The following is a 17,133-nucleotide window of genomic DNA, read 5'->3' as shown; positions in this document are numbered from 1 at the left end:
GAACCTTCAAACCACGGATAAGCGTGGTTTGAAGGTTTTTTAGTCGGAGAGGGATCAGAATATAGAAAAAGAGTTCATCATCTGGCGGAAGGAGTGGGCATAGCTATCGGAACCAAACCGGGATACCATCAGCTCCCTGCCCTGCTCACGGATAAGGTTGCGCAGCGGGATATTATCCATCAGCTCCAGGGCTTCGTTAACGGCTGCCTGCACGTCTCCAAGCGGATAGAATTTGCCGGACAGATTATGGACAATAAACGACTTGACACCGTCTGAATCGGTGCTGAGTACCGGACAGGTACAGCAGACCGCTTCGGCAACCGCATATCCGAATCCCTCTGTAATGGAGGAGGACAGCAGAAACCCGCCTGATCCCGCGATAGAAGAATAGTAGACCGGCATGACATGGTTGGGGATGTTCGTAAATACGTTCAGCCGGTCATTCAGCCCGAGGGCGTACAGCTCATCGTTAAATTTAAGCTTCTCCTCCTCTGCAGCAAGATCCGGATCGTGGAACATCCACAGATGCAGATCAGGTTTCCTGAGACGGAGCCGGGCGGCGATTTTGAGATATTCGCTCCAGTTTTTGTTGCTCTCCAGACGCCCCACCCAGGCGATAACCGGGTCACGCGGGGGCTCTCCGGGAATCAGCCGGAAGGAATTCACATCTACAATATTGGGGATGACATAGCGGTGAAGCCAGGGGCAGATGGTTATAAACAGCTCCAGCATATGGGAGGTCGGCGGCATTAATACAGCATTGCAATGGGCACGCAAATAAGGAATGGCATCGAGAATCAGATTCTCCGCATCCCGGCGCTGGCCCAGCCCCTGGGACTCATAGATCAGAATGCCGCCGTACCCCAATCTGCGCAGACGTTCCAGCATCAAGTAATCCGATGTAACAATGATGGCATCATAACGTTCCCGATCTATCAGTGCCTTGATCTCTTCATCCAGGGAAGTGATAAACACCGGAAAACCCGGTGTATTCAGGTTTCCCGATCCCGGCATGAGATACAGGGCATGACTTTCGATTCCGGAGCGCTGCAGGCTTTCACACCGCAGCTTGTTCAGCGTCTCCACCCCGCCACTGGGTACATAAAACGTGAATAAAACCTTCATGCTCACCCCTCCTGATATACTTTGCGGAGATATTATCCTGAAATAACAGTGTCCGGGTCCTCTGAAAATGCTGCCACAAACACACAGCATGATTGTCTTTTACAGAATACGCGAATGTTCCTCCGCATGTGACGATGTTCAGGGGATGTGCCAAATCCTTTCAGTTATAGCCTGGTCCGGCCAAGGTAATCCTAAGATTTGTTACAATGCACTCTCATTACATTTATAGAGATGGAGGATGGAGCTATTGTTGCGATCAAAGATCAGCATGTCAGTCTCCGCTGCGCTGCTGCTGGGCATGGTCAGCATTGCCGGCTGCGGTACAAGCAGTACGCCAAACGGCAATCAGGTTGAAACCAAAAATGTCCGGGGCGAAGAGAGCGGCCGGATTCATGTAAATTCCGCGCAGGATAATAACTTTAGCAGCATGAAGATGAGCCAGGGGCTTGCGGACCGGATTGCTGCCATGCCTGAGGTGCGTACTGCCAATGTCATGCTCGTAGGCAAAAATGCTTATGTGGCCGTGCAGCTGGTTCACGCTCAGGGCGGAGTACAGGCCAATAACAATTCCATTCGTTCTAAAAGCCTGGGAGGTGAAAATTTTACCGCTGACGGGATGACCGGCTCCGGAAGGCCGATGCAGGGCATGGATACCGGGAATATGAACGGCACCGGAAGCGCGGCTGCCGGAGATACGGGCAATACGGCAGCAGGATTGAACGGGGGACGCGGGTCAGCTGATGCCAATCCGGGCATGACCGGAACAGGAGGCTCCATGGCTGGTGTTCCCAAAAGCCTGACCGGAACCGGAACGACAGGGGGCACGGGAATGGCCAATCCGGAACATTATGCCGGTAACGGCGGAAACGGAATTTTCTCCGGAAGCAATTATGTGGACGGCACCCGGATGAGACGTGATATCGATGAGAGCATGGGCAGGGGGAGTATCGGCATGCGCAGCACGACTCCGGACAGCAGCGGCAGCAATATCATCAGCGGTACGGATGTATCCAGAGGGGTAAAGGACAAAATTGCAGTCCTGGTTAAGCAAAATAACCGCAGCATTACGAATGTCTACGTGTCAGCAAATCCCGATTTTGTTGAACGGGCCAACGTATATGCTGAACAATTCCGGGCAGGACATCCGCTCAGGGGGTTTGCAAATGAACTGCGTACCATGGTGGAGCGTATCTTCCCGACGCGAAGCGGACAATAACAGGCTGTCCGGCTATTGTGCCTTCATCAAGCGGAAAATATGACAGTACAGCAAAACAGCCATCCTGCCGGGATTCCGGCATTGGATGGCTGTTCTATATACAGGCTTACCTATCAAGCCGGCGTCCGCAAATCCATACTCCGCGCAGCTGAAGCTCATCATCCAGGTGGAGAATATCGGCGCGTTTGCCTGCTTCCAGAGAGCCGATGCTCCGATCCAGGCCAAGAGAAAGGGCGGGGGTCATACTCGCCGCACGGGAAGCCTCCTCCAGACTGAGCCCCACTTCGCGGACAAGGTACCGGAAGCCGCGGATCATGGTCAGTGTACTGCCGGCAAGCGCCTCAGGATTATCCTTCAGTGTTGCAACTCCGTCTTTGACGAGGACAGGCAGGTCTCCGATTGCATATTCCCCGTCAGGAAGTCCGGCCGCAGACATGGCATCGGTAATGAGCAGCAGATTGCTGCTCTTGAGCCTGGTAACAAGCTGGACCGCTGCCGGATGCACATGAATGCCGTCGGCAATAATTTCGGCGCGGATCCGTTCATCAAACAGCACGGCACCCGCAGTCCCGGGCTTGCGGTGATGCAGCGGAGTCATGGCATTGAACATATGCACCGCCTGGTTCAGACCGGCATCGGCTGCGGCGATGACCTCCTCGAAGGTGGCATCGGTATGACCGAGCGCTGCCGTAATGCCGTGCTTGCGCAGCCAGGTGATAGCCTCCAGCGCGCCTTCGCGTTCAGGTGCCAGTGTAACCTGGCGGATCAAGCCGGGGTAGCGCTGCTCCCATTCCATAAGCCACCCCGTATTGGCCGGAACGATATGCCCCGGATTCTGGGCTCCCGGCCATTTCGGGCTGATAAACGGGCCTTCCAGATGCACGCCGGCCAATTGGGCAAAACGCATCGTACGGCTGCGGTAGGCATTCACCTCTGCAAGGACCCGGTCAATATCTCCTTTGGCAGCCGTCATCGTAGTGGCCAGCATGGTGGTTGTTCCTTGTGAGGCGTGGAATCCGGTGATGCTGTCCAGCGACTGGCTGTCACAGTACATGAAGTCATGTCCGTTGCCGCCGTGGACATGCACATCGACAAACCCGGGAATCAAATATCCGCCCTGCTCCTTTGCGGCGGACGGCCAATGCGCATAAGCCTCCGGCAGCCAGGCGGCTTCACCGGCATAGAGGATGGCTTCATCCGATACGGCGATGACACCCGCTTCAATCAGCCCTTGCGGGGTAAGCACCTTGCCGTAAAGCAGCTCGCCTGCTGCAATATTTATTTCAGCCATTTTGCAGCACCTTCATCCAGCAGCACGACAACGTTCGGATGGCTCTGGAGCAGGGATGCCGGGCATTGTGTCGTAATCGGGCCCTCCAGCGCATTTTTAACCGCTTCGGCCTTTTCCTCGCCGCGTACCAGCAGTACGATCTGCCGGGCTTTGAGGATACCGCCGATTCCCATGGTAACCGCCTGGCGGGGCACATCCGCAAGCCTTGCGAAGAAGCGGGCATTGGCTTCACGCGTTTCTTCCAGCAGATCGACTACATGCGTGCCGCTGCTGAGGCTGGCATCCGGTTCATTGAAGCCGATATGGCCGTTGCTTCCGATGCCGAGAATCTGCAGATCCACCGGACCATTGTCATCCAGCATCCGGTCATAGGCCCGGCATTCCGCTTCCAGATCCGGCGCGTTGCCGTCAGGAACATGGGTACGGGCAAGGTCAATATCGATATGATTGAACAGATGCTGGTTCATGAAGCTGCGGTAGCTTTGCGGATGATCTTCAGGCAGACCGACATATTCATCCAGATTATAAGAAGAGGCTTTGGCGAAGCTGACGATGCCCTTGCGGTGCATTTCCACGAGCTTGGCATAGACGCCGACGGGAGAGCTTCCGGTAGCCAGGCCGAGCACGGCTTTGGGATTGCTCTGCAGCAGACTGGCAATAAGATTGGCTCCGGTCTGTGCAAAGTCTTCTTCACTGCGGAATTTTAAAATGTTCATTACGATTGGCCTCCCCTTTTATGACGGTAATGTTGGACATTCAGATAAGATTGCTCCAGCTTGGGAATAAAATCCCCAAACCGCGTACTAACCATTCCGGTGAACAAAATATCAATAATATGCAGCTGCGCAATCCGCGAAGCCATATCCCCGCGGCGCATCCCCTGCTCAAGCGATGAGGAGAACAGCGGGATATCGGCCAGTGAGGCAAGTGAACTGCTTCCATAGGACGTCAGTGAAATGGTGGCCGCACCGCTGGCTGCTGCACAGCTCAGGGCATCGATCGTCTCCGGGGTTTCTCCGGAGTAGGAGACGGCAAAGGCGACATCGTCCTTCGACAGTGAAGAGGCGGAAGTAATCTGCATATGCGAATCGGCAAAAGCCGTACAGTTTACACCGATGCGGACGAGCTTCTGGTAGAAGTCCTGCGCGACGATGGAAGAGGTTGCCATCCCGTAGAGGTCGACCCGCCGTGCCCGGCACAGTAAATGAACGGCCGCCTGCAGCTGCTCCAGGTCAAGCAGTGAAGTCGTATCGCGGATGGAGGCCAAATGGTTGTTCTGCATCGCCTCCACAATTACAGACAGCGGATTGCCGGCGACGATGTCCTGATACGATGTGCCGCCATCCTGGGGTGAGGCATCGCTGTGGGCAATTTCAGCGGCGAGCTTAACCTTGAAATCAGGAAAGCCCCTGAAATGCAGCACTTTGCAAAAACGTGTAACCGTAGCCGGACTTACACCGCATTGCTCCGCAAGCTCCGTGATTCCCATATGGATAATATCTGCCGGTGATGCCAGAATTCGCTCGGCCAGCCGCTGCTCCATTTGGGAGAGTTTGTTTTTGTCGTGCTCCAGGGCATGCAGAATGGGGGACATGAGGGTCACCTTTCTTTGTAGCTTTTTAGGCAGTATAGGATAGTTTATTTTATTGAAAATATTTTTAACAAAATTTTTATTTATAAGAAAATTATTTTCACTAATAGAATAGAGCATTAAGCGGAGGGATGCAAGGGGGATTTACCAAAAAAATATCCAGGGAGCTGAGGCTGGGCTTGGGTGCTGCGGAAGCTAACGGACACAGGATCCGTTAATCCCGGGTGGGCCAAAAAAAGCAGCACCCCTCCCGTACAGGAAGAACTGCTGCTCTGCTTCTTGTGAAGTCATCTTTTAGCTCTGCAATTTGCTGCTAATTTCAGATTTTTGCCCAGGAGCGCCGGCCGGCTCTCCTCAGTCACACCGTACCGCGTTCAATAATCCGGTAGTCGAGCTTGCGGTATACGGGGCTGTTGCAGTCATTGTTAATTTGCCCGTGAATGATACGGAAGGCTTCGGCTCCCATTTCATTAAGCTGGTTATCGATCGTAGTGATATCCAGCAGCCGGCCGATCGGCTGGTTGTCAAAACTCAAAACGGCCAGATCCCCGGGTATCCTCAGTCCATGTTTCCTGGCTTCTATAATAAGCCCTGCGGCCACATGGTCACCGGTAATAATAAACGCTTCCGGACGCTCCTTCATTTCAAGCAACGAACGTGCCACCGCAGCGCCTGATTCTTCAGTGATACAGTCATAGACCAGCCATTCGTCCTGGAACCGGAGACCGTTCTCGTCATGAAAATCCCGGAAGGCGGATTGCCGGATCACCGCGCTGCTGCCGTTCTGCCTTCCCTCACAGTATCCGATTTTACGGTAACCCTTGTCCAGCAGATACTGCAGGCCGTGGCGGAAAGCGGCATAATGCTCAATATATACAGAGGAGTAACCGCGTTCGCCGCTATCCTGACAGGTAACAATCGGGCCGTAAACGGTATATTCCTCTATGACTTCCGGCTGAAGTGCCGTTGATATAATGACTACGCCGTCGATTTCCTTATTGCGCAGCATTTCGAGTACCTTGATTTCAGCTTCAGTTGAATAGTTGGTCTGGCAGAGAATAAGCCGGTACTGGCTGAGCAGCGCTTCACGGGCCACACCGTCCATCACGATGGAGAAATAAAAGTAATTGATGTAGGGGAGAACCACAGCGACCGCTCCGGTACGTCCGGTTATCAGATGGACAGCGTTCATATTGCGCGTGTAATTGAGCTGCTCGATCGTTTCCAGGACTGCGGCTCTTTTGTCTTTGCTGACATAAGGATGATTATTAAGCACGCGCGAAACGGTCGTCACGGAGACGCCGGCAATGCGGGCAATTTCTTTAATGTTTGCCATCGGCCTTAAGCCTCCCGGATCAGAGTGGATAATGGTTTTATTTTAGCACATCCCCGGGTTCCTTCGGGCTGCGGCTGAAGCTTCGGCAATCCAAACAACAAAAAACCCCCTTTCACCCTAAGGGTAAAAGAAGGCTTAAACGTGTCACTATCGAAGCACGGCAGCTATATCTTCAGCTCCCCAAGCTTGATCAGCTCGACAACCGCTTGCGAACGGCCTTTGACGTTTAATTTTTGCATAACATTGGAGATGTGGTTGCGAACCGTTTTCTCGCTGATGAACAGCAGGCCAGCGATGTCGCGTGTTGTTTTGTCCTGCACGAGAAGCTCAAAAACTTCGCGCTCACGATGAGTCAACAGAAATTTGCTATGGTGTTCGTTCCCCTTCAATGGTGTCACCCCTCCTTGCTCGGGTTTGTTTGGTATAACAAGGTAAAGGGATACAGTCAAAACATCTTATGTATAGGGAATGTCAATGGTGCTGTCGCGGCTCTAAAATGGGCGGGGCAATCTATCAAAGGATGGACGGGGTACCGGGGAACGCCGGACAAGTACAATTATTTCGTCTGATTACAGCAAAAAACCGCCTGACGGCGGCATATAGGGAGACGTACCGGCCCGTCACGCCCTTGCGGTCACGCCGGTTTTTTCCGGTAAGCCTGGTACTGCTCCAGTGTAATTTATGAAATGGATTCCATAGCAAGGGTTTTGTTGCGGAAAATATAGTGCCGGCAGCTGACCCTTTCCTTTGAATCAAACGCTACCCGCCAAGGTACCGGATAATCAGTACGGCGGCAAGAAAGCAGAAAGAACAGGAGGTACAACAAATAGCCTTTGATACTTACAACCCGCCTGCCGGAGAAGTATTTCCTTAACAAACTTCTCATAATGATCATCACCTCGGGGTTTTTACACATCCTTACCCTTATACTGGCTTTGGTTCGCAACCACATCTCCAATGTAAAGCGAAAGCTAAACGTCAAAGGCAGCCCGGCAGCCTCACACAAAATCGAAGTGGAATTTCTCCAGCTAATTCTCCTCCAAATGCCCGAATCAAGATATTAGTAGGAAAAAGTCCATTTAAATGGACCTAATTCACCCTTAAAAGCATAAATACACCGAAATAGCTGGAGGTTTTCCAATTAATGAGCCTAATCTACAAAAAACATTCAAATGAGGTGGAGTTTTTCCGATTAAATCTTTAAATAGTGCTATTGTTGTGGAGCATAGGCAGACAAAAAGCCGGACAAAAGCCCACCGTTCCACACCAAAGCAGCCCGGATAAAAGCTTCTGCCGCACAAAGTACCATAGACCCATGCCGCCCGTGGACATCTTCACCAAATTAACAGAAAAAGTCTATTAAATTCAGGTAATTATTCTATACGGGACTAGGACCTAAGATATATAATAGTTTCAAAAGAATACGTCGCAGGTGGTGCATTATGTCTTGGGAGCCCTTTGGGTATATGTTTTTCTCTACAATTGAGACAATATCGGTATATTGTCTGATCATGTCTCTCTTCAGATTCAAATTCCAGAATCATATCTGGCAGGCTTTATTTATGGTTCTGTTAATCAATCTGCAGAGCTACATAATGAGGAATGAGCTTTCGCTCGCCTTCCTTGTTCCGTTGATCACAATCTTGTTGTTTGCAGCTTTCTTTAAAGTGGTAGTGAAGATTCCCCTGATCTGGTCCGTAATCGTTACAGTGCTTGGATATGTAGCGTACGCTTTTTTACAGACGGGATTTGCAAAGCTGTTGTTCGGCTCCATAGCAGCTGCTCAAGAAGATATCTCCAACGGGTACTTACTGCAATTTGCCAGCGGATTGATTACGATACTGCTGTCCGTAGGACTCTACAAGATTGGCATGGGCTTTAAGTTCGATTTTGAGCGGCTCCGTTTCAGATTCGAGGATATCTTCATCATTATGCTGATCGTTGTGTTCCTGATCTCCGTTTCAGTCATTTTCTATTATAATGATTTGTTCGTAAACATCGTATTCTTCGCTGCAGTCATGATGTTTTTGCTGTATTACGCCATCCGGAAGGAGACCGAGGAAGACAGTGATTGATACAATGTCTGCTAAAATGGCAGCTGGTATTAAAAATACAGTACCGGAGCATCCTGCATCCCATGCAGTTCTTAAATTTGCCATAGCGGCCGTTCTCAATGTATCATTTATTATCTCCCTGACTCTGGGGATCTCCGTGTTTACCGGACAGACAAGTAAAGCCGTGTTAATCCTGATCTCCTTTGCCTTATTGCGGCAGGTCTCGGGCGGAGTGCATCTCAAGTCAGGAACCAAATGTGTTTTATTTACGGTTACCCTGTTCACTTTATTATCTTACGCAGACCTTCCCGGTATTTACATCCAGTCCATGAATTTGATCAGCCTGTCGCTTGTACTGTGGCTGGCTCCCATAGGCATCGACAGGCAGACCAGGATCCCCAAGCGGTACTGGCCTCTTCTTAAGGTAATTGCTGCCGCGTTGATCCTGTCCAACTTCCTGATAGGTTCATCTGTCATTGCAGCAAGCTTCCTGGCTCAATCCGTCAGTCTGCTGATTGCCAGGAAGGGGGTGAACTCTGCATGATCAAGAAGCTGCAGCGCAAAGCGGTTTACAGGCTTGCAACTGCGCTGTCGGGAATGGCTGCATTGATAGTTACTGTGAGCGCCAGTATCGTTTACGTCAACCAGCCGGAAGTACCCGAAGAGCTGTTGAAGTAGTTTGGAGGTATAAAATGTGTATTATTAGCGCAACCAGAGATTTAGAGGGACGTTCCGGCCTTGTTTCTGTAAAAGCTGAGGATATTATCTTTCTTGGCACAGAAAGTTCAGCGAGTATTATTTTACTGCATACTGTAGATTCTGTTTATTACACGACCGGCACACTAAAGTATTGGACAAGAGTACTCAATGCTTCAGGTTATACCTTTTATCTTGCCGACCGCAACAACAGCATCAACATCCGGAATATTGTGGAGATTAACACTTTTCTTAAAATCGCTTATTTCGAGCGGGAACGTACGAAGAACTCCAAATACTGTACGATGTCCAAGAGCGGACTCAAAAAAGTGTGCCAGCTTGTTGGAGAAACCAATTCACAAGTGGTATTTAATTGATCTATCCTCCGGGGTAGTTTTTTTTTATCTTCCGGCATTTCCCTGACTGCAACAATAAAAGACCGCAGCATCCGGAAGGAGCTTCCGGCACTGGCGGCCTATGTTAATTATATATATTCTGCGCTGAGACTATTGATATTTAACCGTCTTGATGCGGGACTCTTCTTCGTAAGTAAGCGGGCTTGGAACTCTTGAGGTGTGCAGATGATGATTCATGGAGTACTCCATTTTCCAATAGTCCTCCTGGTCCGAATCCATTCCCGGCTGCCACATTCCGGTTACCCAATTTTTGAATTCTTTCAGTCCTGCCAGCATTGCGTTCATCCTCCTTGAGAGATGAAAAATAGTTTTTATGAACAACTTTGGTTACGCTTACATTATAACATAACTTCATCTTTTTGGAAGGGGTGTCCGCTCTGAAAAGACAAATTTTTTTAACGGAATATGATGGTTGGAAGGTTTTGTGCTCATACAAAAGATTGTTGTCTCTGTACAGAGGACAATTGATTGACCGCTATAGATCAGCTGATCCGGATAATTTCGGCGGGTTATGAACCAAGGAAAAATCCGGCGGAAAAAGCACAGGGAAAGCACAGGGGAAGCAGAAAAAGCTCTAACGCTTTCACGGATCAGGCAACACCGGTCTGTTCTGTCGAGGCTTAATATTTAAAATTTATAAATATACAAAATAGGACAATAGGTGTAAAATGGCATTGTTTGGTGCTTCCCGGGGAAGCATAGGGGTCTTTGCATGCAGGTATGTGAATAATTACGCATGCGGGATATTACTAGAGAATGAGATGGAGGCAAAGAAGATTCATGAAGAGAAGGAACCTGAAAAACCTGATGATGCTGTTAATGCTGATCGCTGCGGTCAGTATGGTGGCAGCAGGCTGCGGTAATAACAATGCTGCAAACAACGCGGGTAATAATGCTGCCGGCGCCGGTGCGGGGAATGCCGCAGACAATACTGGAGGAACGCCGGAGCCAAGCGGGGCACCGGCTGAAGCTGCAACGCTGTCGCTGGGTCTGCTGCCTTCCATAGACGCTATTCCGTTCATCATTGCCCACGAGCAGGGGTTTGATACAGCGCATAATGTGAACCTGGATATCCAGACCTTTAAAAGTGCCAAAGACCGTGATGTAGCGTTCCAGGCCGGTAAGCTGGACGGAATCAGTGCGGATCTGGTGGCGATCTCGATTTACAACGAAGCCGGACTGGATGTGAAGATTACCAGTACAACTACAGGGGAATTTGATCTGTTGACCGGCAATGACGAAGTGCAAGAGGTAAAGGATCTGAAGGGCAAGACGGTGATTTTGTCCAAGAACACCTCTACCCAGTATACCGTGGCGATGATGCTGAAGCAGGCGGGACTGACGGAAGACGACATTACCGTGACTGAGGTACCGCAGATTCCAACCCGGCTTGAGCTGCTGAAGAACAAGAAGGCTGACGCGGCTATTCTGCCTGAACCGTTTGTCACGATGGGTGTAACCTCCGGTCTGCGCGTGCTCAGCTCTACGGTATCCGCCGGCGTGAACCCGTTCGTACTGGCATTCCCGCAGAGCGCAATTGATGCCAAAGCACAGGCGATCCGTGATATGTATGCAGCCTATGATGAAGCTGTTGAATATATGAAGTCTCATGATCAAACGGAATATATTGACCTGATTATTGAGGAAGTGGGATATCCGGAGACATTGAAGGACGAGATCACAGTGCCGGAATACCTGCCTGCCAATCAGGTGGATGTGAAGGAAGTGGAGGCTGCTTTTGCATGGGCACGGGAAAAGGGGCTCTTAACCAAAACTATTTCGGCTGAAGAAGTGATCTCCGATGTCCAGTTTAAGGAATAGCGGGCTGCAGATTCAGGAGCTTCAAGTAGAATATAAAGGCGGCCGGCTGGCTCTGGGGCAAATGAATCTGGCTTTGCCGGAGCATGGCATCTACACGGTTATCGGCCCGTCCGGCAGCGGCAAGTCGACACTGCTGCGGGCCATAGCCGGCCTGCTGCCCGGCTATGAAGGAGAACTGTCCTTCAACGGGAAATCCGTCCATGACAAGGACACGCTGATCGGCTTGGTCCCGCAGAATTACGGGCTGCTGCCCTGGAAAACAGTCCGCGATAATATCCGGATTGCAATGAAAATTACAAATTCTGCAGGTACGGGGAAGGAGGAACGGGAGGCGCAGATCACCTATTGGCTAACCTCGATGGGCATTGCAGACCTGGCCGCCCGTTACCCCCTCTCATTGAGCGGAGGCCAGCAGCAGCGGGTGGCGATTGCCCGGGCGTTTGCCATCCGCCCGACTATTATGCTGCTGGACGAGCCGTTTTCGGCACTGGATGCCATTACGCGCGAAGCGCTGCAGCAGCTTTTTCTCGATAACTGGCAGGCGCATCCGGCAACGACCCTGTTCGTTACCCACGATGTGGAAGAAGCAATCCTTCTGGGCCAGAAGATCATCATGATGGCTCCGGCGGCACAGGACGCTCCCATAATCCTTGATAATACAGGCGTATTTGGAATGAAGCATACAGACAAGCGGGACAGTAATGAGTATTTTGAGCAGGCCAAGGCGATCAGAAAGGTAATGCAGGAAAAATGGTGAACAGACAGCGGTTATTTCACTTGTTGCGGTTATTATTCGTATTTTTGTGCATGAATGTTCTCTGGTATATTGCCTTTCTGCTGATGGATCATGCCATTCTGCCCAGCCCCGGTTCAGTTTATAAGGCCATGTTCGAATTGGGGGCGGCGGATGTAGCGCAGAATGTCGGATACAGTCTGCTGCGGATTTTTGAAGGCGTCCTGCTGGCGCTGATCCTGGGGCTGCTTGTCGGACTGCTCATGGGACGCTCCCCGCTCTGGAACCGGTTGCTCGATCCTGTAGTCTATCTGACTTATCCTGTACCCAAAATTGCCCTGCTGCCAGTGGTGATGCTGTTCTTCGGTCTTGGCGAAACTTCCAAGGTGCTGATGATTATGCTGATTCTGCTCTTTCAGGTCATTATTTCCGTCCGGGACGGCATCAAGGCCATCCCGGAGAGCACGTATGATGTCCTGACAAGCATCGGTGCCAGTTCTGCCCAGAAATTCTGGAATGTGACCCTGCCTGGAGCGTTGTCCGTTATCCTCAGTACCATCCGGATTTCTCTGGGCACCGCGATCTCCGTGCTGTTTTTTACCGAAATTTACGGAACAGAGCACGGCATGGGCTTCTTCATCATGGATGCCTGGCTGCGGCTGGATTATCCGGAGATGTATGCAGGAATCCTGCTGTTCAGCTTTGTCGGGTTTGTGCTGTTTCTGCTGGTTGACCTGCTGGATTACAAGTTCATGAAATGGCGGAGGTAACGGGAGACGTTCACCTGTGCCGCTATTATAAGTCTCGTATCAACAGCCTTTTCTTACCCTTAAGCGGTAGAGAAAAGGCTGTTTGCTGTGCAGTCTGACAGCCTGAAACTGCAGCCCGCTGCAGCTGTTCGGATTTCCTTTGACCAATAAAATATGGAAAATTGTACTAATCAGGGGTATAATCAAAGAGATCTGCTTGTATCCAGTTTTATCAAGCATTACAACTTTAAGGAGGATGACCTTTTGAAGAGTAACCAAATTATTCATCAGACGACCAAAGCTGCACTGATTACTACGGTGGCATTGGCCCTGTTGCTGCCTGGTAACTTAGCTGCGGCAGAATCCGTCAAGGCGGTATCGCCGGCAGAGGGGCTGCAGCAGGCTGCAGGAGAAACTGTAAGCAAGGGGACGCCGGATCCGGCGGATGCGAAGATCACTAAGGACGAAGCAGTGGCCAAGGTGCGTAAATTATTCCCTGCACTTCAAGATGCAACCGTATCCAATGTTCAGCTGGGCGACAATGGGACCGTTTACCCTCCTGCAGAGAATCAGATGATCTGGAACATCAACTGGCAATACAGTATTGGCAACTCGAGCTACGGGTTTTCAAGTACGGTCGATGCCATGAACGGAGATTTAATATCTACATATCTCCACTTCCCTTTTGCCGAAGATGTCTCTTATTATCCTCCAAAGGTAACGCGGGCAGAAGCGTTGGAGAAGGCAAAGAGCTTTATTACCGCAGCGGCACCTTCATTGAAGAGCGGTGATTTGCAGCTGGACGAGAACACGGTTTATGTAGGGAATGGTCAGGCGCTGTTCGGGCCGGTACAGCATTCGTTCAGTTTCAATTTGCTGAAGAACGGGCTTCCCTCATCCGATTCCCTGATGATTGTCCTGGACGGCGACGGGAATGTAACTAGCTTTAACAAACCATCTACATCAAAGCAGTATCCTTCTGCCAAACCTGCGGTTACGCTGGAGCAGGCGGAGAAGAAATTTAAGGATGGCTTTGAGGTCGCACTTTCCTATATCCCGGTATACAAGAATGGAACCATTAAGAAGTGGGTATTGGGCTGGCAGCCTCAGGAGCAGTCTGTATATGCGATTGATGCCCAGAGCGGCCGCAAAATCGACTCTGAAGGCAGCGAAGCTGCTGACGGCCCGCTGTCTTATGAGGCTGTTCCGCCAGGCAAGCAGCTATTCCAGCCGGTAAGTTCCGGTAAAGAGCTTACCGCCGAGGAAGCGGCCAAGCGGGTGCAGGAAGCTGTAGGACTGCCCAAGGAGCGCAAGCTGGTCTCCCAAACGCTCAGTCCTTCTTATCTGAAGAAGGGTGAGAATCAGTGGATGCTGAACTGGGGAGATGCTATGGGGGATATGCGGGGAGGCATGCCCGGCCGTTCTTTTGCAGTAATTAACGCTTCTACAGGCGAAATCAGCCAGTTTCAGCTGGACCAGTTTTCTTCGGCGGTTAACGATAAACCAAAGGCTCAAGCTGCGGGAAAGAAGCTGACACCGGCTGAAGCGAAGCAAAAAGCGGTTGCGCTGATCAGCCGTCTGTATAACAATGCCAGCAGTGAACTCAAGCTGATTGAGCACGGCGGAACCTGGAGCGTGCTCCCGGAAGAACAAGGTTACCGGTACCAGTTCATCCGTTACCACCAAGGTATTCCGGTAAATGACGGGTATGTTACCCTTCAGCTTGATAATTACGGAGTAGTAACGGCCTATTATGGCGGAGGCGACTCGGGAGTCGAGGATATTGCAGAGCCTCCGGTGCCGGCGGTTCCCAAGGCTAAAGCGCTGCAAAGCTACCTGGATATGTATGAATTAAAGCTGCAATACAGCCGTATCGGGGGCTATTACATGACCGGCTATATTGAACCGGAGATTAAGCTTGTATACAGTCCGCAGCAAAAAGATTCCGACAGGCCTTTTGGAGTGCTCGATGCCGTGTCAGGCAAATGGGTGACCGTGTATGAAGGTGCAGGGCTGAGTGCAAAAGCGGACTCTGCTGCTGATCTTAAGGGACATCCTGCGGAGAAGCAGCTTACTGAGCTGCTGAAGTATGGTGTGCTGACACCTGATGAAGAAGGGAAGCTTAACCCGGATCAGGAAATTACGGTAGGGGACTGGTACACCATCATTGCCAAAGCATCGACACCGTATTTCTCCGGCTATTCCTCTGGTGAAGCCAAGGATGCTGCAGGCGTACATCCCGAAAGTCCGTATTATAACGCGATTAATTATGCCGTCACCCGTTCATGGATCAGCAGCGATGAGGTTGTGCAGCCGGAGAAGAAGCTTACCCGTGAAGAGCTGGCTGTCACGCTGGTCACATTTTTGAAATATACCAAGCTCTCTGCCTTCCTGCAGGATGACGCTGTCCTGAACGGATTCAGTGACAGTGCTGCCATCCAGGATAAAGGAGCAGCTGCTCTGTCGGTCAGACTGGGGCTGCTGCAGGCTGAGAACGGCAAATTCAATCCGCAGCAGAATGTAACCAAGGCGCAGGCCGCTGCCATCGTCATGAAGCTGGTGGAGCTGCAGGGCAGGGTCGATCAGGCCATTGGTGAACGATACTGATTACACAGAAATACAAAAGATCGGCCTGTGGTGCAGCTGTACAGCTGAACCTCAGGCCGATCTTTATGTTTATTTATTATTTGCCAAGCTCTCTATCGATTTCCTTAACAGGGTTTTCGCCTGTATTTACTTCTTCAACCTTGTTGCTCATGAACCAGCCTGTAGCGGCGATGATAATGAGAACAACGTAGAAGGTTGTCTTCCACCAGGTGCTGTGGGCGAAGTCTTCAGACAGAACGCCGAGGGACGGGTGGGCCAGTGTGATAACAGCGAGCTTAACCCCTACCCAGCCTACAATGAAGAAGGCAGCGATTTCGAGACCCGGACGGGTGTGCAGCAGTTTAACGAAGAAGGAAGCTGCAAACCGCATGATGATCAGACCGATAAATCCGCCGGCGAAGATGACGAGGAACTGGCCGCCGTCAAGACCGCCGATGTGGCCGATGCCGCTTGGCGGAAGAGCTACAGCAAGGGCAACCGCCGCCAGAATGGAGTCAACGGCAAACGCAATGTCAGCTATTTCAACCTTCAGTACAGTAAACCAGAAACCGGCTTTCTTTTTGTCGACAGCTTTTTGGGTGCCGCTCTCGTTGGCTTCATCCGTGACCGGCTTCTTAATCAGAAGTTTTCGGAAGATATGATTACCGGCTATGAACAACAGGTAGATTGCGCCGATAGCTTGTACCTGCCAGATATCGACCAGATATGAAATAACGAACAGTGATCCGAACCGGAACACAAACGCTCCTGCCAATCCGTAAAAGAGTGCCTTTTTACGCTCTTCATCCGGAAGGTGTTTGACCATAATTGCCAATACAAGTGCGTTGTCTGCGGCGAGCAGCCCTTCCAGTGCTACCAGAACGAGCAGTACCCAGCCATACTCTAATAATAATCCCCAATCCATTAACTTTCCCCCTCATATGGATGTAAGTATGTTGAAAAGATACCCACAACATCCTTAGTGTAACCAAATTTATATAAAAAAGACCTTTACCAAACAGATCAGCCTTTGGGATAAAGGTCTAACCTATTTGGTAAAGGTCTCGCTAACAATGGTTAATTGCCAATAAAGCCGGAGAATATCCTCATATTCTCGTATTGACGACTTTATTTAGATATAAGAAGTACAGGCCAAAGCGCTATACTGCACTCTTATATTACTCAGCTACTCCCCTTTACGGGATATATTAAATTTGTGATTTGCGTGATTACTAAAAGTATCATATATGAGCTGAGAGTCGTTGTCAATGGCTGATAAAACAAATAACTGCTGAAATCGTGAGAAGAATGGAAACGGAAACATGGTATGTGTATGTCAATTAACATAACGTTTGATATGGCGAAAATGCAAACATAAGGAAAATATAGGCTTTTTAAGCTTGTTTCACATTGACGATAAGGGGGCTTGAAAATATGATGAAGTTAATTCAAGAGATCAAGCATAGCCGTTGTAATGAAACCTTACAAACACTGAAACTATCCAGTCACAGTCTCTGTC

17 protein-coding genes are annotated in these 17,133 nt (G+C 50.4%); 9 read left to right on the top strand and 8 right to left on the bottom strand.

The annotated features are described in order from the left end of the window. Nucleotides 1–54: 54 nt before the first annotated feature. A complete protein-coding gene (locus tag C2I18_RS06480; RefSeq protein ID WP_249900440.1) occupies nucleotides 55–1,125 on the bottom strand; it encodes a glycosyltransferase family 4 protein in 1,071 nt (356 codons plus the stop codon). Nucleotides 1,126–1,372: 247 nt separating this feature from the next. On the opposite strand from C2I18_RS06480, the gene C2I18_RS06475 reads away from it, so the two are divergent. Continuing rightward, a complete protein-coding gene (locus C2I18_RS06475) occupies nucleotides 1,373–2,341 on the top strand; it encodes a YhcN/YlaJ family sporulation lipoprotein (RefSeq protein ID WP_249900439.1) in 969 nt (322 codons plus the stop codon). A 106-nt stretch (nucleotides 2,342–2,447) separates the two neighbouring features. Here the strand turns inward: C2I18_RS06475 and nagA are convergent, their stop codons facing one another. From nagA to C2I18_RS06450, 5 genes are all read right to left on the bottom strand, one after another. Then, entirely contained in the window at nucleotides 2,448–3,632 is a 1,185-nt protein-coding gene (nagA, locus tag C2I18_RS06470; protein WP_249900438.1) for an N-acetylglucosamine-6-phosphate deacetylase, read from the bottom strand. After that, on the bottom strand, nucleotides 3,620–4,348 hold the full coding sequence (gene nagB / locus C2I18_RS06465; protein ID WP_249900437.1) for a glucosamine-6-phosphate deaminase: 729 nt from the start codon (nucleotides 4,346–4,348) through the stop codon (nucleotides 3,620–3,622). The genes nagA and nagB overlap by 13 nt, the downstream gene beginning before the upstream one ends. Continuing rightward, nucleotides 4,348–5,226 (bottom strand): MurR/RpiR family transcriptional regulator, encoded by an 879-nt coding sequence (locus tag C2I18_RS06460; RefSeq protein ID WP_249900436.1) that lies wholly within the window; start codon nucleotides 5,224–5,226, stop codon nucleotides 4,348–4,350. The genes nagB and C2I18_RS06460 overlap by 1 nt, the downstream gene beginning before the upstream one ends. A 355-nt stretch (nucleotides 5,227–5,581) precedes the next feature. After that, nucleotides 5,582–6,559 (bottom strand): LacI family DNA-binding transcriptional regulator, encoded by a 978-nt coding sequence (locus C2I18_RS06455; protein WP_249900435.1) that lies wholly within the window; start codon nucleotides 6,557–6,559, stop codon nucleotides 5,582–5,584. 164 nt (nucleotides 6,560–6,723) lie between these two features. Then, nucleotides 6,724–6,948, bottom strand: coding sequence for a helix-turn-helix domain-containing protein (locus tag C2I18_RS06450; RefSeq protein WP_019908812.1), 225 nt, complete (start codon nucleotides 6,946–6,948; stop codon nucleotides 6,724–6,726). 1,173 nt (nucleotides 6,949–8,121) lie between these two features. Between C2I18_RS06450 and C2I18_RS06445 the strand changes: the two genes are divergently transcribed. Genes C2I18_RS06445 through C2I18_RS06430 form a run of 4 tightly spaced genes read left to right on the top strand, consistent with a single transcriptional unit; the run spans nucleotide 8,122 to nucleotide 9,686 of the window. Then, on the top strand, nucleotides 8,122–8,634 hold the full coding sequence (locus C2I18_RS06445; RefSeq protein WP_249900434.1) for a hypothetical protein: 513 nt from the start codon (nucleotides 8,122–8,124) through the stop codon (nucleotides 8,632–8,634). 16 nt (nucleotides 8,635–8,650) lie between these two features. Then, nucleotides 8,651–9,157 carry an accessory gene regulator B family protein gene (locus C2I18_RS06440; RefSeq protein ID WP_249900433.1) on the top strand — a complete coding sequence of 169 codons (507 nt, stop codon included), beginning with the start codon at nucleotides 8,651–8,653 and terminating at the stop codon, nucleotides 9,155–9,157. Next, nucleotides 9,154–9,291 (top strand): cyclic lactone autoinducer peptide, encoded by a 138-nt coding sequence (locus C2I18_RS06435; RefSeq protein WP_249900432.1) that lies wholly within the window; start codon nucleotides 9,154–9,156, stop codon nucleotides 9,289–9,291. Before C2I18_RS06440 ends, C2I18_RS06435 begins: the two co-directional genes overlap by 4 nt. A 14-nt stretch (nucleotides 9,292–9,305) precedes the next feature. Next, on the top strand, nucleotides 9,306–9,686 hold the full coding sequence (locus C2I18_RS06430; RefSeq protein ID WP_249900431.1) for a LytTR family transcriptional regulator DNA-binding domain-containing protein: 381 nt from the start codon (nucleotides 9,306–9,308) through the stop codon (nucleotides 9,684–9,686). A 129-nt stretch (nucleotides 9,687–9,815) separates the two neighbouring features. On the opposite strand, the gene C2I18_RS06425 is transcribed toward C2I18_RS06430, so the two are convergent. Continuing rightward, the gene (locus tag C2I18_RS06425) at nucleotides 9,816–10,001 is read right to left on the bottom strand and encodes a hypothetical protein (RefSeq protein ID WP_249900430.1); all 186 of its coding nucleotides are present in this window, start codon (nucleotides 9,999–10,001) and stop codon (nucleotides 9,816–9,818) included. A gap of 504 nt (nucleotides 10,002–10,505) precedes the next feature. On the opposite strand from C2I18_RS06425, the gene C2I18_RS06420 reads away from it, so the two are divergent. The 4 genes from C2I18_RS06420 to C2I18_RS06405 all read left to right on the top strand — a co-directional run bounded on the left by C2I18_RS06420 (nucleotide 10,506) and on the right by C2I18_RS06405 (nucleotide 15,635). Continuing rightward, nucleotides 10,506–11,546: an ABC transporter substrate-binding protein gene (locus tag C2I18_RS06420; RefSeq protein WP_249900429.1), complete on the top strand. Its 1,041-nt coding sequence runs from the start codon at nucleotides 10,506–10,508 to the stop codon at nucleotides 11,544–11,546. After that, nucleotides 11,527–12,303 carry an ABC transporter ATP-binding protein gene (locus C2I18_RS06415; RefSeq protein WP_249900428.1) on the top strand — a complete coding sequence of 259 codons (777 nt, stop codon included), beginning with the start codon at nucleotides 11,527–11,529 and terminating at the stop codon, nucleotides 12,301–12,303. Before C2I18_RS06420 ends, C2I18_RS06415 begins: the two co-directional genes overlap by 20 nt. Before the next feature lie 23 nt (nucleotides 12,304–12,326). Continuing rightward, nucleotides 12,327–13,049 (top strand): ABC transporter permease, encoded by a 723-nt coding sequence (locus tag C2I18_RS06410; protein ID WP_249900427.1) that lies wholly within the window; start codon nucleotides 12,327–12,329, stop codon nucleotides 13,047–13,049. Between the two features lie 243 nt (nucleotides 13,050–13,292). Continuing rightward, entirely contained in the window at nucleotides 13,293–15,635 is a 2,343-nt protein-coding gene (locus tag C2I18_RS06405; RefSeq protein ID WP_249900426.1) for a YcdB/YcdC domain-containing protein, read from the top strand. 76 nt (nucleotides 15,636–15,711) lie between these two features. Here C2I18_RS06405 and C2I18_RS06400 read toward each other — a convergent pair whose 3' ends face one another. After that, nucleotides 15,712–16,539, bottom strand: coding sequence for a TerC family protein (locus C2I18_RS06400; protein WP_249900425.1), 828 nt, complete (start codon nucleotides 16,537–16,539; stop codon nucleotides 15,712–15,714). Nucleotides 16,540–17,133: the final 594 nt, after the last annotated feature.

This window comes from Paenibacillus sp. PK3_47, from assembly GCF_023520895.1.
Lineage (GTDB): Bacteria > Bacillota > Bacilli > Paenibacillales > Paenibacillaceae > Paenibacillus_AQ.
Note: the sequence above shows the minus strand (reverse complement) of the source record. Positions and strands in the feature narration are given on the sequence as shown.